The following is a 20,062-nucleotide window of genomic DNA, read 5'->3' as shown; positions in this document are numbered from 1 at the left end:
GGACCGCTGAAAAAATGAAGCCTTCGATTCTTTTGAGTCGGAGGCTTTTTTATTGCCATAAAAAATCTTGTTGGGCATCGATTTTTATTCGTATCTTAATTAAGTCAAAATAAAAATCACACTCATGCAAAAACAACTTTTTAACGAACTTTGGAAAGGATACACTGCACAAAATCCATCTGCGCAAGCAATTCATGATCTGTTCTCAAACGAAGGAGAGTTAGTCATTAACGATCATGTAGCATTTCGTACTTTCGATGATCCCAGAATGAACATACATGTCTTGGCTAAGAAATTTTTGAAAGCAGGATACGAATATGCTGGCGAATATAAATTCGACGATAAGCATTTAAATGCGGTTCATTTGGAACATCCATCCGAAGAAGCTCCAAGAGTTTTTATATCTGAATTAATTCTATCTGAATTTTCAGAAGAGTTTCAGAAGATTATTAAAAACAGACTTAATTCCGTAGGTAATGCTTATTATTCGGATCCTGACCTTATCCATAAAGGTAGCGTATGGAGCAAACCTTCGTATGAAACCTATCAAAGGTTAAGAGAAGAATCAGAATATGCAGCCTGGTTATATGTCCATGGATTCAGAGTAAATCATTTTACGGTTAGTATTAATGCTTTAAAAAAGTTTGATACAATTGAGAAGGTAAATCAGTTTTTAAAAGATAATGGATATCCAATGAATACATCGGGAGGTGAAATTAAAGGCTCTCCTGAGGTTTATCTGCAGCAATCTTCAACCTTATCGGATATTATTAAAGTAGAATTTGAGGAAGGCATTTACGATATTCCTGCTTGCTTTTATGAGTTTGCTATTCGTTATCCTGATGATACTGGAGAACTATTCTCTGGCTTTATAGCTGCCAATGCAAACAAAATTTTCGACAGTACAAATTACAGGGAAGCTTAATCAGATAAAACAACATTCAAAAAGCAAAATTCATGAACTGGATTTTGCTTTTTTTTTGTGCAAACCAACAAATGTCACTCTATTTACAGAGTGATAATATTATCTTTATGCACAAAATCTAACACACCAAAAATGAACAAACAACTAATATTTCTGACCCTCATCTGCCTACTTTTTTCAGCTTGCAATAAGGTACAACCACTAACTATTGAATCAGGCGTTGCCAAAAAACTAGCCGATTACAGAAAAACGAACATTACCAATCTGGAATATCAATTACAGTTCGATATCCCGGAAAGAAAGACAGCTGAGATATCTGGAAAGAACAAAATGATTTTTGATTTAAAATCAGCTAACCAGGATTTACAAATTGATTTCCGCGAGAATGCTAATTTGATCAAATCGGTTAAGGTAAACGGAGAAGTATCTGCTTACCGATTCGAATCGGAACATGTAATTATCCCAAAAGAAGAACTAAACCAGGGACAAAATGCAATCGAACTAGAATTCATTGCAGGCAATACATCATTGAATCGAAATGATGAATTCTTGTATACTTTGTTCGTACCTGATCGCGCAAGAACTGCATTCCCGTGTTTCGATCAACCTAATTTGAAAGGAAGGTTTCAGCTAAACATGAGCGTTCCTTCTCATTGGAAAGCCATGGGTAACGGAAAGCTGGTGCAAACAAAAGAGAATGGTGATAAAACCACTTACGAATTTGCCAAAACAGAGCCGCTGCCAACTTACCTATTCTCATTTGTGGCTGGTAAATTTGAAACCATCACTCGTGAACACAATGGCAGAAAGCACACAATGTATCATAGAGAGACCGACTCGGAAAAACTAGCGAATAATACCGATGAGATCTTCAGAATGTTATTTGAATCATTGGATTGGCTGGAAGAATATACTGATGTACCCTATCCTTTTGCAAAATATGATATTGTAGTAATTCCATCATTCCAATATGGAGGGATGGAGCATACAGGTGCTACCCTTTATAATGCATCAAGAATGTTTTTAGATAAAAATGCTACTCAAAACCGCCTGTTGGCACGTGCGAATTTAATTGCACACGAAACGGCTCACATGTGGTTTGGCGATTTGGTAACAATGAAATGGTTCGATCAGGTTTGGTTGAAAGAGATATTTGCCAATTTCCTAGCTGATAAAATCACCAATCCAAGCTTTAAGGATATGAACCACGATTTAAAATTCCAGATGGCTCATTTCCCAAGTTCATACAGTGTTGACAGAACTACAGGTCCGAATCCTATCAACCAGGTATTGCCTAACCTAAAAGATGCAGGAACCATGTATGGTGCCATTATCTATCACAAATCACCAATTGTGATGAACATGCTGGAAAATATTATTGGAAAAGAATCTTTGAAAAAAGGATTGCAGACCTACATGAAAAACTACGCCTATGACAATGCCAGTTGGGAAGATTTAATTGCCATATTGGATGCTTCAACACCTTTTGATTTGAAACATTGGAGCGAGGTATGGTTCAACAAGGCAGGAAGACCTCATTTAACTACCAATATCAGCTCAAGAAATGGTAAGATTACCGAATTAAAAATGGTTCAAAAAGATGCCAAAGGAAATCCTGGTGATTGGACTCAAGACCTACACTTGATTTTTGGATACAAAAATGAAAGCAAGAGCATCAAAGTTAATATGAATGTTCCTGAAGTTTTTGTTGAGAATGCCAACGGGATGGATGTACCAGAATACATCATTCCGAATGCCAAAGGCGATGCTTATGGATTTTTCAAACTAGATGAACAAAGCAAACAATACCTTTTGGAAAATCTTGATGGCATTAAAGATGATTTGGTAAGAGGTATTGCTCTAATCAATCTATATGAAAACCTAAGAGAAGGATTTGTAAGTGGAAATGAATTCGTGACAGCAATTGAAAAGCAAATTGCCAAAGAAGAGAATAGCTTGATTCTGGAACGCATGTTGTCATACCTGAATTCAGTATATTGGATAGACCTGACGTCTGATGAGAGAAAGAAAATTGGAAAGCAATTAGAAGATACTCTTTGGATAAGATTGAGCAATGAAAAAGACATGAGTAAAAAATCGAGCTTGTATTCTGCTTTGAGCAGTATTGCCGAAACTCCTGAAAGATTATCTCAGCTGTTCAAAGTTTGGAAAGAGGAAATTGCCATTGGTGGATTTAGCCTTTCGGAAACCAAAGCAACTGCATTGGCTTGTAATCTGGCAATTAAAATGCCTGAAAAAGCTGATGAACTAATCAAAACTCAAACAGAAAGAATCCAAAATCCTGATCGCAAAAAGAAAATGCAATTTGTTGCTCCTGCCCTTTCTTCAGATCCTGAAGTTCGCAAAGAATTCTTTGAAAGTTTAAAGAGTGAAGAAAACAGACAAATTGAGCGTTGGGCTTTGGAAGGTTTGCGTTATTTAAATCATCCACTAAGAGAGCAAGAAGCATTGAGCTATTTGCCACAAGCATTGGAGTTGTTACAAGAAATTCAGGTAACCGGAGATATTTTCTTCCCTTACAATTGGTTAAGTGTTAGCTATAGCGGTCTCCAATCCAAAGAAGCTGGCGATATCACACGCAAATTTTTGGAGGAAAGACCTGATTACCCTGAGAATTTAAAATTGAAAATTTTACAGACTGCCGATGCAGTACTTAAGAAGTAAAAAAGTATACAGGAGAAAGTATAAAAGGTGGCTCTTCCGAATTTGGGAGGGTCATTTTTGTTATAAGTACAAAGAACACAAAATATTAATCCCCCCTTCGGTACCTACTCCTCAAGAAGAAGGTTGAATAAAACATTACATCTTACACAAAACTCCCTCTCCTTATAGCTACTCTTTATGCACATTTATTTCTTAAATACAGAATGACAAAAAATAGATATGGAATCATTTAATTTCCGAATTCTCCCATTTTAAGGGGAGATGGCGACAGCCAGAGGGGTGCTTTTGCTTATTACTTTACTATTTCACCCTTTAGTCTGTCGACAGTTTCCCTAAAAAGGGAAACACTCATCTAAAAGCGTTAAGATTTTAATTAAATAATAATGAACTTATATTTGTGTATAAAGAGTAGAACATTGAAGAGGCCTGGGATTAGATAAAAAAATTCATACCACTTGCTAAAAGCAGTTTAATTCATCATTTATAACTAACAATTCATATTTATCTTAGAATTTCTGTATCACCAAAACTCCTGCTAGTATCAACAACACACCAATCGTTCTTCCCCAATTCACAGGTTGAACAGAGACTCCAAACAAACCAAAATGATCGATTACCAAAGAGAAAGCCAATTGTCCCAATACGATTAGGGCAAAACTTAAGGCTGCTCCCAAACGTGGTACCAAGAAGATTACTGATGACACGTACACAGCTCCTATTGCTCCACCTATCCAGGCATGAAAAGGAGCTTCCTTAACCGCTTGCAACAAATTATTGGGAGTTCGCATACCAAGAACTACAAAAAGCAAAATAGTTCCACCTACAATAAAATTTATCAGGGCAGCCATTAATGGCGCTTTCAGGAAAGTACCCAATTTGGCATTCACACTGGCTTGTATTGGCATTAGGCAACCCACCAACAAAATCAAAATCATCAGGAAATATCTCATAGCTTCTTATTTTGTTGCAAAAATAGTGAATTCTACGAGCTATTCTCTGTTGTTGCTCTAAATCGATTATTGATTCATTGGGACTTCCATCAAAAGAATTTTTGAATTTTTATCAGCTTTTATCGAAATGGAATCTGTTCCCCAAACTCCAAGGCCATCACGTTTCTGTAATTCCTGATTTTCGATAATCGCATTTCCTTCAATCACGAAAGCATATACACCATTATCTTTTGAATGCAATTGATATTGATTATCGGTGGCTGCGGTAAACTGTCCCAAATTGAACCAAGCATTCTGATGAATCCAAACCCCTTGGTCATCGGCATTTGGAGATAGAATTTGATTGAACTGATTCTCCTTCGAAATATCGGCTATAGAAATCTGATCGTAGCGGGGTTCAACCTGTTGTTGATTTGGAATCACCCAAATCTGTAGAAATTGAACCTCTCTGTCCTGATTTTTATTGTATTCGCTATGGTAAACTCCAGTACCAGCACTCATCACCTGAATATCTCCTGCTTTAATTCTGGCAACATTCCCCATGCTATCCTTGTGCTCTAACTCTCCCTCCAATGGTATCGAAATGATCTCCATATTCTCATGAGGGTGCGTCCCAAAGCCTTTACCAGCATCAACGGTATCGTCGTTGATTACTCGCAAAACCCCAAACTGTATTCTATCGGGATTGTAATAATTCGCAAAACTAAAAGTATGATAGGAATCCAACCATCCATGATTGGCATGTCCTCTTGTGTTGGCTTTGTGCAATACTGTGTTCATCGATTCTAATTTTAATGTAACATTAAATAAACACTTAACATCTGGAAATGTTCTGCAATGTATTTTTTGATATATAAAATTCAGGATTTAATTATTCTTTGGCCCTTCGCCCAGTAAAAGCATAAATAAAAAAGCTACCAAAGGCAATGCTCACCAATCCTACAAGAGGAACGTAAGAAGTAAATGCGCTAAGTACAGTAGCAATAAACTCCTGAAAGTTTTGCTGGCCCATAAACAAAAAGATGAGTGCAGCAATCACAAACATGCCACCAATTATTTTAACCGCAAGCGGATGTTTTGATTCCTTGGCCGATAGAATTAAAATAGCTCCCAACACCAAGCGCACCAAAATGGCAAGCCAATAAACCCAAAACGCCCCCTTATTACTCTCCAAAAAACCAAAGATGATTTCAGGGGCAAAAAGCAATAATATTCCTACTAGTATCAATAGGATTCCGAATATTTTGATGGTTGGTTTCATGATTGTTTTTGGATTAATGCAACTTAAAAGCTATTAAGCTTTATTTTTCTGCATACATTTCTTTCATTGGACGACTTCTTAACACAAAAACTAGACTGAGAAAAATTGGGACCCAAAATATTATTGATATAATACATGAATACATAAATCTACCTACCATTGACGAATCCTCTTTCATAAATAAAATAGCTGAATTGATTATCAATAAAATTCCAATTATTGGAATACTTTTAATTAAGAGTTGCCTTGTATAATTCTTTTTTATCCCTAGGCTTATAGCAAGTGCTGAACAATGAAAGCAGACTAGAAAATATATAACTGATGATAAAACGTGAAACCATTGAGGAATGCCAATTTCACTATGTAAGAGAAAAATCGAAGTCCCATTTTCAATTAACTCCCAAACTTGTCTTCTCAATTCAGATGCAAAATAGATGGACAGTAAAAAGGAAACTATCAAATTCATTAATTTAGCTGATAATGAATAATTTTTATTTTTAAGGTAGTTTCTATACCCTAAAGGAAAAACAATTATAAAGTAAAAAATAACTTCCCACATAAACTCAATATATTTTGCTATTTCATAATTATTCCAAGTAACTCAAACAAGCGATAAATTTCGGCCTTTGCTTGTTGTGGATTCTTTGGATCGTAATTTCCTAGTTGTTTCGCTCTATTATATGCATTTAGCATGTTTGGTTTAAGTTTGGCATAAATGCCTGGTCGTGCCACATAATATTTGCGCGATTTATTGTACCCAGTAATTGGCTTGGCGTTCAGGTCTTTTTCAAAAGCTGAATATGATGCATAAAACTTCCTTGTATTTTTTAAGTGTAATAAATACCAATATTCTAAACAAGGAGTATTTACCAACACATCAACATTTTCAAGAGCATCCAATTCCGTATAATACTCATTGAACTCAGTTAGCGGTGATTTTCCTTTTCCCCTAACTCTCGTTCATGTTTTAGAATCTCATCAAAATCAACCAACCAAATTGCATTATCGTAATGTTTTGCTTCCTCCTTTATCAACTCATATTGATCTCTTAAGCTCTTCTTTTTAGGGAGATCTGGTTTAATGGAAATAGCCTTTAAATTTTCAAATTGTTTTAATTGATGTAAATAAATTTGTTCGGTCTCCCCATCAACCAAAACATAAATAGTTTTGTTTCCCTGACCTCTTTTCCTGCCTTGAACTCTTCGATTACTCCTCGCCATAATCAATATCTAAATAGTAATCACTCAGGTTTGGAGTTGCACCCAATTTTCCTGCTTTATAGGCATTGTAAATTGAACTGTTTTTACGAATAACAGATGTATCAAAATCATCTAAAGAAAACAAATCTGTACTTCCATCTTCTTTTTTTTCCGTAAACCAAATGGCATCTTTTCTAAAGATATCTTGTTCCATTAATAACTCACGCAAATGGGTAGTAGCAATTAACTGAGATTGTTTTGAATTAACCAGAAAGCTTAGCAAAAAGTGCTTTAATAAATCTGGATGTAAAGATGATTCGAATTCATCTATCGAAAATACAGCACTATTTCTAATCATTAAATCTAATAGACCACCAAATTCATAATATCTTTGCGTCCCCTGGGACTCTAATCCAAAAGGTAACTCTAGGGGAATACCACTTTCTGTTTCGTGTTGAAATAATATTTCAATTCCCTGAATTTTCCCTTTTGCTTTAAGATCCATTAGGTCATGATAAGATATATTCATGTTTTTACTCACAAAATTCATCAATTCATCAGTGACATTTTGCTCTTCTCTCTTGATTTCAATATCAGAAATATTAAAATCTGCTTTCTTAAGAATATTAAGAACCGTATTCTTATCTATTTCATTATCCTCAATTTTTTCAGATACATATGATGCTAATTCTGTCCTAGGAACTACAATAGGCTTTAAGTTATTCTTAAACCAATCCAAAACTTCCTGCATTTGAAAAGATTCAAAATTTGTTTTCAAAAACCCTCCAAATACTGTATTATTCCATAAAGTATTTGCTTCTAAAATCTCTTTATGAACTTTTTTAACTCCAATCTTACTTCCAAAATTTATTGTTGTCAACTGTTTTAAAACATCAGTTGTTCTTTTAAAGACCAAGGATTTATTAGGGTTAAAATAATTTAATTGTTCCCTTATTATTGAATGTTCATTTAACTCAACCTCATAATAATATTTTATATTTTTCTTATAGAATTCAATACTGAAAATTGAATTTTCTCCAACAGTAATCGAATCAAACAAAAAAGGCATTACATCTAAGCCTCTGTTTTGATATTAGTCGGGTCCAATATTAAATCTCTCAGAAAATCAATTGCCATCAAAACATTCGTTTTTCCTGAAGCATTGGCCCCATAAATCATCCCCAATTTTAATAATCGAACTCCCTCCTTTGGCTCAATGATATAATAATCTTCTAAATCTTGTGATTTGGTCGCTTCAAAAGACAAGGTGATTTTATCTTTTATGGAACGGAAGTTTTGTACTGAAAAATTTACTAACATGATATTTTTCCTTTCTAATTTGCGTTTCAATTGCAAAATAAGGGATAAAAACTCTAAAAACAACTCATTATTGTGTTTTTAATAGGATTTTAACAAAATTTAATTTGAGAAATAAGGCAAAGAAAAACCTGACAGCGTCGCAAGACCTGTCAGCGTTCAGCGTTTCGGTCGAGACTGAGGCAAAGCCGTTTTCTTTCGAATCCATTGCCACAACAAACTGGCTCCAATGGCCATACCTGCAGCCAAACCATTAAAAAGAAAGTCGGCCATATCGAACACGCGTCGTGGAATAAACACCTGCACACATTCGTCGAACACACCAATTAAAAAAGAAAGCAGCAAAGTTAATAGGGCAATTGTTAAGGCTTTGTACTTTTCCGTGTATCGTTCGAGCATGGCACGGTGAATAAAAACGGTAAGCACCGAATATTCTATCAGATGAGAACGCTCGGCCAATCCAAGGCGAAGAAATAACATCATGAATACTGCCAATATGCCAAGTACAGTAACGGTATCGTTCTTGTCGTTGGCACGACGAAAGGTGTGTAAAATAACAGTGGTACCAATAATAATCATGCACAGAATAAAAATAAGAGCCTCCATATTCTCAGCACCTAGCTTCTGCAGCAAGGGATATCCAAAAATCAAGCTGGTTAAAATGGCAAGCCATACCAACAGTGCGTATAGCCACAATCTTTTTTCAAGTGATGATTTAAATAAAGGCATAATCTTACTTTTGTGTATTAACCCATAAGATACCTCACTAAAATTTAGATGTCAAGCTTTTGTGCAGACATCGATAATTTCAAATTGCCATTTTATGCCCTATCTACAATCCGGATTATTTTATCCTCTTCAAAAACAAATTCAGATTGTCCCGAAATCTCTAGGATATCACCTTGCTTCATTCCGCTGGGGAGATCGGTGGCCAAAGTGGCCTTATAATCAATATCAATTACCACTTTATCCAGTTGAATGTCCCAATTCCTGATAATTTGCTCTCGCTGGCTAAAACAATTCATGCTTTTTCAGCCTGAGTGTGAAATTCATCGATTCCTTCTGTTCGCAAAGTCAAAATCCCCTCTGAAATGTTCTCAAAACTACATCTTCGTGCAAATCTGTAAGCATTCCTTCAATATCGAACTGATTATAGGCCTGAATGTAATTTTCTATTACTTTTTGTAGGTTTTTCATGGTACTGCATTACAATAATTTAAGATGAATCTACAAAACAAAAAACTGCTTACCAAATGTAAACTTATGATTCTCATAAACTTTTGTCTCAACCTAAGTTATTTCGTAAATTTAATAAACGCCGATCATCATTGAATAATACTATTCTTTAGAGTACTTCTGAAACTTACTTCTTCTCACCCATTTCAACTTTAAAAACATTTCTCATGGATATCTTTCTTATTTTATTTTCGGCAGTTGTAGTATTCTTTTTTGCAGGCATCAGAATTATTTTCGAATACAAAAGAGCTTTAAAATTCCGATTCGGAAAGTACATTAAAATCCTAAATCCAGGATTCCGCTGGATTATTCCCATTGTAGAAACCGTGAATATTGTTGACATTCGAGTGATCACCATCAATATCGATTCGCAGGAGGTAATGACCGAGGATAATGTTCCTTGTAGCATTGATGGGGTGGTTTTCTTTAAAATTGATGATCCCGAGAAGGCAGTTTTGGAAGTGGAGGAATACAAATTTGCCATTATGCAATTGGCTCAGGCTGCTTTGCGAGATGTTTGCGGAAAAGTTGAGCTAGACACCATTCTTTCGAAACGGGAAGAGATGGGTAAAAACATCAAAACCATTGTTGAGAAGGAAACCCAGGAATGGGGAATCGTTATTATTGATGTAAAAATTAAAGACATTCAGTTGCCGGAGAACATGCGCCGCATGATGGCCAACCAGGCCGAAGCAGAACGTTCGCGCCGTGCTCGTGTCATTCTTGCTTTGGCTGAAGAAGAAGCTGCAGCAAACCTACTATCTGCTGGTAAAATGATTGACAAATCACCATCTGCCATTAAATTGAGGTTGTATCAAACCTTGGCAAATATTGCATCCGAGAAAAACTCAACCATTCTGTTCCCATTCCCTGAAGAGGTATTGCCAAGGAATACCAAAGAGCTAAAAATGGATTCGAAGGAGGAAAAAACCAAAAGTAAAAAGGATAAGAAATAAAGGCATAAGAGAATCCCCTGGTAAAATTACCAAGGGATTCTTCCATTCTAACTTCTATTTCTAATTTATCTCTAAAATTAAGGCCGATCGTGCCGGAACCTCAATACTTCCATTCAAACGATAGTTTTTACCTGAAATGACATCTTTGCCTGTTTCGTTGCCATTCAACATTTCATGATATCTGGCGGTTTCCATTTTAACAGCTTCTTTGTTCTTGTTCAAAATCACCATTACTTTTCCCTCATCAGTAAATCTGAAATAAGAGTAAATGCCAAGATCAGGAGCATAGTGCATTAATTTACCCTTGTGAATTACATCACTTATTTTTCTCCAATTCATCAGTTTTCTCATGAAGTTCTGCGCATCCTTTTCTTGAGCACTCAAACCTTCGCCAGTAAATGCATTTACTTTGTCTCCTTTCCATCCGCCCGGAAAATCAGTTCGTAGCTTTCCATGATCACCTCCTGCATCGCTCTTGGCTAAAATTTCCGTTCCATAATAAATTTGAGGAATTCCACGCATGGTAAGTGTATATACCATTGCCATTTTATACAAATCGTAATCTCTGTTTACCTGATCAAAAATTCGAGCCATATCATGATTATCCGGAAATATTACCAGATTACCCGGATCAGCATACAGGAAGTCATTGGCCAACATTTCATATAGCTTAATCCAGCCCGTACCCCATGTTTCTTCTTTGGTCAATGCTTCTACCATTGCATTTTGCAAAGGAAAGTCCATTAAACTAGGTAAATTCGATCTATAACCATCGTGATTGACTTTTCCCTTTTGCCAATAGGATACAATCGTAGGGTTCGTACTCCATTCCTCGCCAACAATATTGAAATTAGGATATTCTTCCATTACTCTTCCGGTCCATTCTGCTAAAAATGCTGCATCTGAATATGGGTAAGTATCGACACGAATTCCCGAAAGGCCCGCATATTCTATCCACCAAATTGCGTTCTGGATTAGGTAAGTTGCCATGAACTCATTTCTTTGATTCAAGTCAGGCATTGTTTTTACAAACCAACCATCGGAAAATTGTTTCAAATCCTCTTTAGATGCATAAGTATCCTGTATTGTTGATCGCTTATGAGTACACTGCATAAACTCTCCCTTGTTGTTTATCCAATCTTCTGATGGCATATCTTTCATCCACCAATGCTCCGATCCGCAATGGTTTAGTATCACATCCATAATTAAGCCAACGCCTTTTTCCTTGGCCAAACGAGATAGGTTCTGATATTCCTCATTCGATCCATATCGTCCATCAATTTTGTAGTAATCGGTTGTTGAATATCCATGGTAGGAATATTTATCCTGGTCATTTTCTAACAAAGGATTCACCCATATGGCAGTAAACCCCATATCTGATATATAATCAAGACTATTGATCATTCCTTGAATATCACCACCATGGCGACCATTGGAATTGCTTCTGTCAGCTTGCTCACTTAAGCCCTTCACGTTATCATTATCAGGATTACCATTGACAAAGCGATCCGGAGTAATTAGGTACATCACATCTTTTGGAGTAAATCCAATTCTTTGTGCTGAGCCCTCTTCTCTTTTTAAAAGTTTATACTTATATGTAATTGCAGTCTTCTTTCCTTTCTTAAAAAGAATAACAAATTCACCAGCCTTTGTCTTTTTATCAATTAATAAATCAACAAACAAATAATTTGGATTTGATACTCGACTTACTTTTTCAATACTCACTCCATCATAATTCAATTCTGGTTTCAAGTCTGAGATGTTCTCGCCATGCACCAACAATTGTAGTTTTGGACTCTTCATTCCGACCCACCAGAATGCAGGTTCCAAATGATCAATCTTATTTTTTGCAGAGGCAGTGATGTTTCCTAAAAACAAAACCGTAATTAATGCCAATAATAAACGTTTCATATTATAAGTTTTGAATTACTTAGTTGTTGGTATTTTCCCAACTCAAGCCCTAAGTAATGGAAGTATCTATAATTTAACAACTTATTTTAACAGAATACATTTCTAAATGGATGGAATGCCTAAATAGAAACCAATTGTAATTTGTCCTGAAATTTCGACTGTTTCATCTTCTTAAATTGTATTTGGTCCAGAAAAACCAAGCAAAACAGATTCAAACTTGCTTTGTAATTAAAAATACGGTAAAATAGCATTGAATTGATATCCAAACGCAAAAACTCAATATGCAAATCATAAGTTCAGAGAAAAACAATTTTGCTAAAATCCTAAATAACAAATGGGTTCAACACATTAGTTACTGGATATTCTACCTGCTCTTCTTTGCGGTTACCTGGGGAAGCTACGACATGAATTTCAAGAAAACAATGATGGTTGAACTAATAAATCTTCCTGCAAAAATTGCATTGGTGTATTGGGTGATTTATTTCCTGTTCCCAAAATTTCTGTACAAAAGAAAAATTGGCAAGTTCATCTTGCTATTTGGAATTTCCCTTATCATCGTTTCGTTTACACAGCGATTTACAGACAACTATATCATTCTGAAATACTATTTGAAAGAGTTTGAAGTGCAGCCAATATTTAGCTATGTACAGATTATGCGTAGTTCGATTAATCTGGGAACGGTAATGGCCATTCCATTTATTCTAAAACTGGTAGATCATGTTAATAAAGTACAGCAAAACGAACAGCTTCTTGTAAGGGAAAAGCTTGAAGCAGAATTGGTGTTCCTGAAAAATCAGGTTCAACCCCATTTTCTTTTTAATACTTTAAATAGCTTATATTCTTTAATTTTAAAGAAGTCTGATCAATCTTTGGATGTAATCCTAAAACTATCGGAACTGCTGCGATATATGTTGTATGAAACCAACTCAAAAAGCGTTGATCTTCAGAAAGAAGTTGACAGCATCAAAAGTTACCTGGAGCTTGAAAAAATACGATATGGCGATAGAATTGATCTCAGTTTTAACATTTGGGGAGATATTGGTTTAAACCAAATTGCTCCAATGATTATCCTACCGTTTATTGAAAATAGTTTTAAGCACAGCACAAAAGGTTTCGATGGAAATGCTTGGATCACCATAGATTTAGGAGTAAAAAACAATGAGTTGAAACTAAATATTGAAAATAGCATTCCTCAATCTGGCTCCGACCAAGAATCTGTAATTGGAGGAATTGGCTTGCAAAATGTAAAAAGGAGGCTATCTTTAATCTATCCCGAGAAGCACGATTTGAAGATAACAGCAAATGAAGATTCGTATTCGGTACACTTAAATTTAAAATTGCGATGAAGATAAAGTGTTTAATTGTTGATGATGAAGACTTGGCTATTGATGTGATTGAAGAATACATCAATAGAATAGATTATTTACAATTGGAAGGAAAATGCAAGAGTGCAGTTGAAGCTTTATCGGTTCTAAATTCGAAACAAATCGACTTGCTATTTTTAGACATACAAATGCCAGGACTCACAGGCATTCAATTGTTAAGAAACCTATCCAATCCTCCAAGTGTAATTTTCACAACTGCATATTCGGAATTTGCATTAGAAAGTTATGAACTGGAAGCTCTGGATTATTTGATTAAACCGATCCCTTTTGGTCGTTTTATTAAAGCCATAAACCGATATTTTAAGATCAATCAACCACAGTTTCAAATTCCAGAAAAAAAAGAAGAAATATCGTCGGAACAGCCATTTATTTTTGTCAAATCTGAGAAGAGAATGGTAAAAGTCTTTTTGCACGAAATACAATACATCGAAAGTTTGCGTAACTATGTTTCCATTTACATGGAAAATGGACAAGAAATTGTAACACTAAATACCATAAGCAATATCGAGGAAAAGCTACCGGAATCATCCTTCCTAAGAATACACCGCTCATTTATCGCTTCAATAAATAAAATTCAAAGCTACACCTCCAGCAACATCGAAATAGCCAACAAACTGATTCCAATTGGTCGCAATTACAAGAGCATGGTAATTAGTGTACTTGAACAAAAATCAATTTTATAAAAAGAAAGCCGCCCTAAAAAGAGCGGCTATCATTGGGATATCGGTTTCCGAAATTCGGAAAACTATTTTACTTCACATATACTTTGTATTCCCAAGGTTTCAATTCAACCTCAAGTTTAGCAGCCAAATCGTGCTTGCTACCATCCTTGTAAGAAGCATAGTTTCCAGCATTTTCGCCCATTTCAAGAGTAGCTTTTGTAGCTTCCTTGCTTAGGTTCAAAATCACAACAACTTTGTTTCCTTCGGCTTCGCGTGAGAAAGCAAAAATCTTCTCGTTCTGATCCGATGGAATACGCACCAATTTGCCACCTTTCACTCCATTTTGAAGTGCTTTATTGTTTTTCTTTAAAGCAATTAATTCTTTGTAGAATTCTGTCATTTCAAGATTAGACCAATCGATCTCATCTTTCTCGAAGAATTTCAATCGCTTGTTTAAACCAGCTTCCTGACCACTGTAAATTAGTGGCATACCTGGCATTGTAAAGGTCAAAACTGCAAAAGTTTTAGCACCTTCTCCCATTCTCTCTTCAGTAGTGCCATTCCAAGAGTTTTCGTCGTGGTTGGTAGTAAAATTCATAATGTAAGAGTCTGCAGGAAATACAGTATCAATTTTGTGGAAGTATGCTTCCATATCATTGGCATTCTTTTCTCCTTTGGCAACTTCATTCATAATATGGTGGAATTCCCATCCATAACCCATATCAAATGCGTTCTCTAAAAGCTCATGTCCACCATCTTCTGCCAGCATAAACACAGGCTTAACAGCATCTAATTCAACACGTGCTTTTTCCCAAAATTCAGTTGGAACCATACCTGCAACATCGCAACGGAACCCATCTACATTTGCTTTTTCAATCCAAAACTTCAACGATCCGATCATGTACTTACGCATTTCTTCATTATCGTAGTTCAAATCAGCAGTATCGCTCCAATCTGTTCCTTCAGGAATTACAATTTCGCCTTTCTCATTCTGAGTATACCAATCTTTATGCTCTTCCATGATTACATTGTCCCAACCAGTATGATTTGCCACCCAGTCAAGAATTACTTTCATTCCCATATCATGAGCTTTTTTCACAAGGTTCTGTAGGTCTTCCATTGTACCAAACTCAGGATTAACAGCACGATAATCTTTCACGGCATAATAGCTCCCCATACTTCCCTTTCGATTCTTTTCTGAAATAGGATAAACAGGCATTAACCAAAGAATATCAACGCCCATTTCTTTTAATCGTGGCATGTGCTCAGCAAAAGCATTAATGGTTCCTTCTGGAGTGTACTGACGAATGTTTACCTCGTAAATATTAGCATTTCTACTCCACTCTACAGGCTTTTCCGCCTTCTTTTCCTCTGCTACTTTATTTGATGTAGGTTTATTCTGGCATGAAGCCAAAGTTCCTGCAACCAACAATAGACTTAAAACTGTTTGAAATACTCTTCTCATTTCAATAATTTGATTAGTTAGTATGATGTTTTTTCTAAATCAACTCTAATAATAAAATATCAAACTCAGTATCAATGCTTACTTTTCCATTCTTAACCTCTGTTTCCTTACCTGAGTATGCATCTCTTAACTTTGTTCCATCTTCCAATTCAGCAATCGAAATTTCTTTTAATCCCTTATCCAAATCCAAAGCAACAAACACCTGATCTTGATATTCTCCTTTTTCGAATAATCTGCGGAACACATATGGGTTTTCTGAAATCATTTTATGAACACCAGCTCCAACAGCAGGATGATTCGCACGGAACTGTCCTAACTTTTGCCAGTGATTTAAAATCGCTTGCGTTTCAGCATTATTTTCGATTTCATCCCAATTCATCAACGATCTCAAATTGGCATCACCCACTGCTCCGTCAACCAACAATGGTCTGGCTGATTCATCACCATAATAAACTTGGGATGTACCAGGAGATAATAATAGTTTAGTTGCAGATTCGAAAGTTCTTTCTCTTTTCTGATCAAATGGAGAACCATCATCGTGCGATGTCAAATAGTTCAATACTCCATACCCTTTTAAATCACCATTAAGGATATCAGAATACATGGAGAATAATTCTTCGTAGGTTGATTGAGCATTGTACTTGAACTCAAAATTGATCAAATCAGTAAAACCATTGGCAAAATAGTTCACTTTCTTATCACCAAAATCAAAAGCAAACTTATGACTGATATTGTAATTGTAAACCTCTCCTACAGTATAGAATCCATTATCATCTAACACCTTTTCAGGATTGTTTTTCTTATAAAGCTCGAATGCATATTCACACTCTTTGCGAAAATCAGCCCAAACCGATTCTTCGGTATGTTTTACTGTATCCACACGATAACCATCAATCCCAAATTCTACGATGTAATCGCACAACCATTTGATGATATAGTTCTTTGGCGTACGCGGATATCCTGTACGAGCAAAAAACTCATCCAACTCCTTTACTTCTTGTTCATATCTTCCTTCAGCTTTCCATTTTTGAGCCAAAGTTTCGGGAATGCGTACTTCTTTATTACTTTCCGTTTTTACATCAGGAAGATTTTTTACCAATGTACACTCAATGGTATTTTTGTAGCTATCGTAAGTACATTGCGGACTTGTTCTTACCCAATCGCTTTCCCAAACAGGATCTTTCTCGGTAACTGGACCTGTATGATTGATCACAGCATCCATAACCACGCGAATTCCATTGGCATGAGCCGTTTCAACCAATTCTTTTAGATCTTCCATATTTCCAAAGTTTGGATCCAAAGCTGTCCAGTCTTTGGCCCAATAGCCATGAAAACCATATGTATTTCCTGTTCCTTCATCAACGGCTCCGTGAATTTGCTCAGTTACCGGAGTAAACCAAATGGCGTTGATTCCTAAATCGGTAAAATATCCTTCTTTAATTTTTTGAGTGATTCCCTTAAGGTCACCACCTTCAAAGCCACGTAGTTTTCCAGTTGGCAAATTTCTTTCAAAATTCACATCGTTCTCTGTAGTTCCATTGTTAAAACGATCGGTCAACAAGAAATAAAGATTAGCTCCCTCCCATACAAATGGTGTATCTTTCTTTTCTACTTTCTTATCAACTTTAGCACAGGCTGATAACAATACTAGCACACTTGCAAAAATGCTGAATAGTTTCATCTTCATTATTTAGCTAATTTTATTGTAATGGTTTGATTTTTTTCTGCTTTAAGCACTCCTGAAAAGCCAAGTGTATTTGATTTCTCATCCCAAGTGAAATCAACTCTTTTGCCATTAATGCTTACTTTCTTCGGTTGTTTCTCAATATTGTGAATGAAATGAGAAATCTTTTTATCAATGGCTTTATAATGATCTCCTGTTTCACTAATCAAATTAATGCTTAGTTTGCCCGATTTGTAAGTTGAATTAAATCTTAACATTTCATATTCACCTTTTTCGTAAGCAGCTGGAGTTTCTCCATCATCGTTGTACAATTTGCCTTCACTTTCATTAACCGATGCAGCGTGATAATAGTGCAAATCCATATTTTTAAGAGAGTAGCCAATGGTATTCTTCATGCCTTGAACCATAGGAACAAATGATCCTCCACGAACAAAAACAGGAATGCTTTCTTTTTGGGTTTTGATGGTATAAGCTTTACCTCCATCGTACTTTTTATCGGTAACAAAATCGAACCAAACCGAATTTTTAGGCATATACACCTCTTTATTTTTCAGTCCAGGATCTGTTACTGTTGATACCAAAAATGCATCACCCCACAAATAGGTATCTGAAATGTGTAGCAAATCCTGATTGTCTTCTTCCTCGAAGAACAATGGTCGCATTAATGGCAAACCTGTTTGATGATTTTCAAAAGCCATGGTATAAATGTATGGCATCAATTTGTATCTTAACTCAATCGATTTTTTCGCCAATGCTTTGGTCGCTGGCTCTCTAAATACTGGTTCCGAAGCCACATCTTCTTGAGCATGTGGACGGAATATTGGCTGAAATACACCATATTGCAACCAACGGGTGTACAATTCATCATCAAGATTAGCTCCTGCAAATCCTCCCAAATCAGAGTGCATGTATGAAATACCCTGCAAACCCATTTGCAACGAAATTTCGGTTTGTGGTTTTAAGCCATCCCAGCTTCGGCTAACATCTCCAGTCCATGGAATCATTCCATATCGTTGTGAACCTACCGCACCGGCACGCATTAAAATGAATGGTCTCTGCTCCGGAAAATCTTTTTTATATCCTTCATAAACCAATTTGGCCCAATAATGTCCATAGATATTGTGAACCTCATCAGCTGTACCATTTACGTGTAGCAATTCGGATGGATGGACTTCTGGCTCTCCAAGGTCTCCCCACCAACCGGCAACACCTTTATTGGCCAATCCTTTGTAGATATTCCAGAACCAATCGATTGCTTTTGGTTTGAATACATCAACCAATCCTGTATTTCCAAAGAAGAAATCATATTTGTATGGATTTCCCAATGAATCCAAACCTAAAACTCCTTCACGAACTGCTTCATCCCAACGGTCCGAAGTAGTCAAAATAAATGGCTCGGTAATCAAAATTGTTTTAACACCTCTATCATTCAAATCAGAAATCATTTTCTCAGGGTTTGGAAATGAATCTCTATCAAATGCAAGATTTCCCATCTCATCCTTAACGGTTTTTCCAAACCAATACAAATCCAAAATAATGGCATCAACCGGAATCGAATCTTTCAAGAAATGATCAATGGTTTCCACTGTTTCTCTTTGTGAGTGATATCCAAATCGACTCGAAAAGTTCCCAAATGCCCAACGTGGCAACATTGGCTGACGACCGGTAAGTTCTGTGAACTGGTAAGTAAAATCTTCCCATGTATCAGTAGCAACAACTTGATATACCTTTCTACCGCTAATGGTTTCGTAACGAAGTGTATTGTTCTTTTGACTATCCAAATCCAAAAAGCCAATTGGAGCATTGTCGAAATGAATTGCATATTTCTTGGATGAAATAACCACTGGCATGGTATAATTCATCAATTCTGAATGCGTACCATATCCATAATGCGCTCGGTTGTATAACTGAAGACGATTTCCTCTACGGTTCATACCCAAAACACGAGCTCCACCTCCAAACAAAACTTCCTCTTTTTCTAGATTAAAGTCAATATTCTCTGTACTGTCAGTTTTGGTATATCCTTCTTTTTCTGATATCAGATTCTTCCCTTTATACAAATATTGAATTGAAAATGGTGACTTTGATACCTCCACCACAAGTCCTTTTGACATGTATGTAATAATCCCATTTTTCTGTACAAGGCTTAGATCATCCACTTTAGGATTCATCACAACAGCATGTGAAATACCTTTCTTTTCACCACTCGGTATAAATGCAGTTTCTACAATGTTCTCATTGTAAAATTGAATTTCATATCTACCATCATTGGTTTTTATTTCTAAAACCTTTCCCCTTAATTGAGATGAAAGAAATTCTCTCGCACTATTTTGCGCAAAAACAGTTGTTGATATTGCAATTAATGCAATAAAAACGAATAATCTCAATCTTAAACCTTGTAATAATCTCATACTCTTTCTCAAAAT

19 protein-coding genes are annotated in these 20,062 nt (G+C 35.9%); 5 read left to right on the top strand and 14 right to left on the bottom strand.

From position 1 onward, the window contains the following. Nucleotides 1-124: 124 nt before the first annotated feature. Together JCM15579_RS10865 and JCM15579_RS10860 are read left to right on the top strand one after the other, a co-directional pair. On the top strand, nt 125-925 hold the full coding sequence (locus JCM15579_RS10865) for a DUF1338 domain-containing protein (protein ID WP_054719857.1): 801 nt from the start codon (nt 125-127) through the stop codon (nt 923-925). Between the two features lie 132 nt (nt 926-1,057). Then, nucleotides 1,058-3,610, top strand: coding sequence for a M1 family metallopeptidase (locus JCM15579_RS10860; RefSeq protein ID WP_054719854.1), 2,553 nt, complete (start codon nt 1,058-1,060; stop codon nt 3,608-3,610). 506 nt (nt 3,611-4,116) lie between these two features. Here the strand turns inward: JCM15579_RS10860 and JCM15579_RS10855 are convergent. From JCM15579_RS10855 to JCM15579_RS21935, 10 genes are all read right to left on the bottom strand, one after another. Beyond that, nucleotides 4,117-4,560: a DMT family transporter gene (locus tag JCM15579_RS10855; RefSeq protein ID WP_054719852.1), complete on the bottom strand. Its 444-nt coding sequence runs from the start codon at nt 4,558-4,560 to the stop codon at nt 4,117-4,119. A gap of 66 nt (nt 4,561-4,626) precedes the next feature. Continuing rightward, on the bottom strand, nt 4,627-5,340 hold the full coding sequence (locus tag JCM15579_RS10850; RefSeq protein WP_054719850.1) for a pirin family protein: 714 nt from the start codon (nt 5,338-5,340) through the stop codon (nt 4,627-4,629). Between the two features lie 91 nt (nt 5,341-5,431). Continuing rightward, complete coding sequence (locus tag JCM15579_RS10845; protein WP_054719847.1) at nt 5,432-5,821, bottom strand: hypothetical protein; 390 nt, start codon at nt 5,819-5,821, stop codon at nt 5,432-5,434. Nucleotides 5,822-6,397: 576 nt separating this feature from the next. After that, nucleotides 6,398-6,721, bottom strand: coding sequence for an RloB domain-containing protein (locus JCM15579_RS10835; protein ID WP_054719842.1), 324 nt, complete (start codon nt 6,719-6,721; stop codon nt 6,398-6,400). A gap of 26 nt (nt 6,722-6,747) precedes the next feature. After that, complete coding sequence (locus JCM15579_RS10830; RefSeq protein WP_054719839.1) at nt 6,748-7,041, bottom strand: hypothetical protein; 294 nt, start codon at nt 7,039-7,041, stop codon at nt 6,748-6,750. Further along, entirely contained in the window at nt 7,028-8,089 is a 1,062-nt protein-coding gene (locus JCM15579_RS10825; protein ID WP_262493510.1) for an AAA family ATPase, read from the bottom strand. Before JCM15579_RS10825 ends, JCM15579_RS10830 begins: the two co-directional genes overlap by 14 nt. Nucleotides 8,090-8,094: 5 nt before the next feature. Further along, nucleotides 8,095-8,340: an AAA family ATPase gene (locus JCM15579_RS21940; protein ID WP_262493509.1), complete on the bottom strand. Its 246-nt coding sequence runs from the start codon at nt 8,338-8,340 to the stop codon at nt 8,095-8,097. Nucleotides 8,341-8,496: 156 nt separating this feature from the next. Beyond that, complete coding sequence (locus JCM15579_RS10820) at nt 8,497-9,066, bottom strand: VanZ family protein (protein ID WP_054719837.1); 570 nt, start codon at nt 9,064-9,066, stop codon at nt 8,497-8,499. Between the two features lie 92 nt (nt 9,067-9,158). Further along, nucleotides 9,159-9,362 carry a hypothetical protein gene (locus JCM15579_RS10815; protein WP_054719834.1) on the bottom strand — a complete coding sequence of 68 codons (204 nt, stop codon included), beginning with the start codon at nt 9,360-9,362 and terminating at the stop codon, nt 9,159-9,161. Between the two features lie 49 nt (nt 9,363-9,411). Beyond that, complete coding sequence (locus JCM15579_RS21935; RefSeq protein ID WP_262493508.1) at nt 9,412-9,534, bottom strand: nuclear transport factor 2-like protein; 123 nt, start codon at nt 9,532-9,534, stop codon at nt 9,412-9,414. Nucleotides 9,535-9,740: 206 nt separating this feature from the next. Here JCM15579_RS21935 and JCM15579_RS10810 point away from each other — a divergent pair, with 206 nt between their 5' ends. Further along, nucleotides 9,741-10,529 carry an SPFH domain-containing protein gene (locus JCM15579_RS10810; RefSeq protein ID WP_054719832.1) on the top strand — a complete coding sequence of 263 codons (789 nt, stop codon included), beginning with the start codon at nt 9,741-9,743 and terminating at the stop codon, nt 10,527-10,529. Between the two features lie 60 nt (nt 10,530-10,589). Here JCM15579_RS10810 and JCM15579_RS10805 read toward each other — a convergent pair whose 3' ends face one another. Further along, nucleotides 10,590-12,440 (bottom strand): glycoside hydrolase family 13 protein, encoded by a 1,851-nt coding sequence (locus JCM15579_RS10805; RefSeq protein WP_054719830.1) that lies wholly within the window; start codon nt 12,438-12,440, stop codon nt 10,590-10,592. Nucleotides 12,441-12,721: 281 nt separating this feature from the next. On the opposite strand from JCM15579_RS10805, the gene JCM15579_RS10800 reads away from it, so the two are divergent. Then, nucleotides 12,722-13,786: a sensor histidine kinase gene (locus JCM15579_RS10800; protein ID WP_054719827.1), complete on the top strand. Its 1,065-nt coding sequence runs from the start codon at nt 12,722-12,724 to the stop codon at nt 13,784-13,786. Then, a complete protein-coding gene (locus tag JCM15579_RS10795) occupies nt 13,783-14,508 on the top strand; it encodes a LytR/AlgR family response regulator transcription factor (RefSeq protein WP_054719824.1) in 726 nt (241 codons plus the stop codon). The genes JCM15579_RS10800 and JCM15579_RS10795 overlap by 4 nt, the downstream gene beginning before the upstream one ends. Before the next feature lie 67 nt (nt 14,509-14,575). Here the strand turns inward: JCM15579_RS10795 and JCM15579_RS10790 are convergent, their stop codons facing one another. Genes JCM15579_RS10790 through JCM15579_RS10780 form a run of 3 tightly spaced genes read right to left on the bottom strand, consistent with a single transcriptional unit; the run spans nt 14,576 to nt 20,047 of the window. Then, nucleotides 14,576-15,952 (bottom strand): alpha-amylase family glycosyl hydrolase, encoded by a 1,377-nt coding sequence (locus tag JCM15579_RS10790; RefSeq protein WP_054719821.1) that lies wholly within the window; start codon nt 15,950-15,952, stop codon nt 14,576-14,578. A 34-nt stretch (nt 15,953-15,986) separates the two neighbouring features. Beyond that, nucleotides 15,987-17,639 (bottom strand): alpha-amylase family glycosyl hydrolase, encoded by a 1,653-nt coding sequence (locus tag JCM15579_RS10785; RefSeq protein WP_218186139.1) that lies wholly within the window; start codon nt 17,637-17,639, stop codon nt 15,987-15,989. Beyond that, nucleotides 17,639-20,047, bottom strand: a complete 2,409-nt coding sequence (locus JCM15579_RS10780; protein ID WP_054719884.1) for a glycoside hydrolase family 31 protein — start codon at nt 20,045-20,047, stop codon at nt 17,639-17,641. Before JCM15579_RS10780 ends, JCM15579_RS10785 begins: the two co-directional genes overlap by 1 nt. Nucleotides 20,048-20,062: the final 15 nt, after the last annotated feature.

The organism is Marinifilum fragile JCM 15579 (genome assembly GCF_001310955.1).
Taxonomy (GTDB): domain Bacteria; phylum Bacteroidota; class Bacteroidia; order Bacteroidales; family Marinifilaceae; genus Marinifilum; species Marinifilum fragile.
This window is presented reverse-complemented; position numbering and strand designations above follow the sequence as displayed.

Excerpts from the sequence above, each read along its gene's own strand:
- JCM15579_RS10865 (WP_054719857.1), top strand. The coding sequence starts at position 125 with ATGCAAAAACAACTTTTTAACGAACTTTGGAAAGGATACACTGCACAA.
- JCM15579_RS10860 (WP_054719854.1), top strand. The coding sequence starts at position 1,058 with ATGAACAAACAACTAATATTTCTGACCCTCATCTGCCTACTTTTTTCA.
- JCM15579_RS10855 (WP_054719852.1), bottom strand. The coding sequence starts at position 4,560 with ATGAGATATTTCCTGATGATTTTGATTTTGTTGGTGGGTTGCCTAATG.
- JCM15579_RS10850 (WP_054719850.1), bottom strand. The coding sequence starts at position 5,340 with ATGAACACAGTATTGCACAAAGCCAACACAAGAGGACATGCCAATCAT.
- JCM15579_RS10845 (WP_054719847.1), bottom strand. The coding sequence starts at position 5,821 with ATGAAACCAACCATCAAAATATTCGGAATCCTATTGATACTAGTAGGA.
- JCM15579_RS10830 (WP_054719839.1), bottom strand. The coding sequence starts at position 7,041 with ATGGCGAGGAGTAATCGAAGAGTTCAAGGCAGGAAAAGAGGTCAGGGA.
- JCM15579_RS10825 (WP_262493510.1), bottom strand. The coding sequence starts at position 8,089 with ATGCCTTTTTTGTTTGATTCGATTACTGTTGGAGAAAATTCAATTTTC.
- JCM15579_RS21940 (WP_262493509.1), bottom strand. The coding sequence starts at position 8,340 with ATGTTAGTAAATTTTTCAGTACAAAACTTCCGTTCCATAAAAGATAAA.
- JCM15579_RS10820 (WP_054719837.1), bottom strand. The coding sequence starts at position 9,066 with ATGCCTTTATTTAAATCATCACTTGAAAAAAGATTGTGGCTATACGCA.
- JCM15579_RS10815 (WP_054719834.1), bottom strand. The coding sequence starts at position 9,362 with ATGAATTGTTTTAGCCAGCGAGAGCAAATTATCAGGAATTGGGACATT.
- JCM15579_RS21935 (WP_262493508.1), bottom strand. The coding sequence starts at position 9,534 with ATGAAAAACCTACAAAAAGTAATAGAAAATTACATTCAGGCCTATAAT.
- JCM15579_RS10810 (WP_054719832.1), top strand. The coding sequence starts at position 9,741 with ATGGATATCTTTCTTATTTTATTTTCGGCAGTTGTAGTATTCTTTTTT.
- JCM15579_RS10805 (WP_054719830.1), bottom strand. The coding sequence starts at position 12,440 with ATGAAACGTTTATTATTGGCATTAATTACGGTTTTGTTTTTAGGAAAC.
- JCM15579_RS10800 (WP_054719827.1), top strand. The coding sequence starts at position 12,722 with ATGCAAATCATAAGTTCAGAGAAAAACAATTTTGCTAAAATCCTAAAT.
- JCM15579_RS10795 (WP_054719824.1), top strand. The coding sequence starts at position 13,783 with ATGAAGATAAAGTGTTTAATTGTTGATGATGAAGACTTGGCTATTGAT.
- JCM15579_RS10790 (WP_054719821.1), bottom strand. The coding sequence starts at position 15,952 with ATGAGAAGAGTATTTCAAACAGTTTTAAGTCTATTGTTGGTTGCAGGA.
- JCM15579_RS10785 (WP_218186139.1), bottom strand. The coding sequence starts at position 17,639 with ATGAAGATGAAACTATTCAGCATTTTTGCAAGTGTGCTAGTATTGTTA.
- JCM15579_RS10780 (WP_054719884.1), bottom strand. The coding sequence starts at position 20,047 with ATGAGATTATTACAAGGTTTAAGATTGAGATTATTCGTTTTTATTGCA.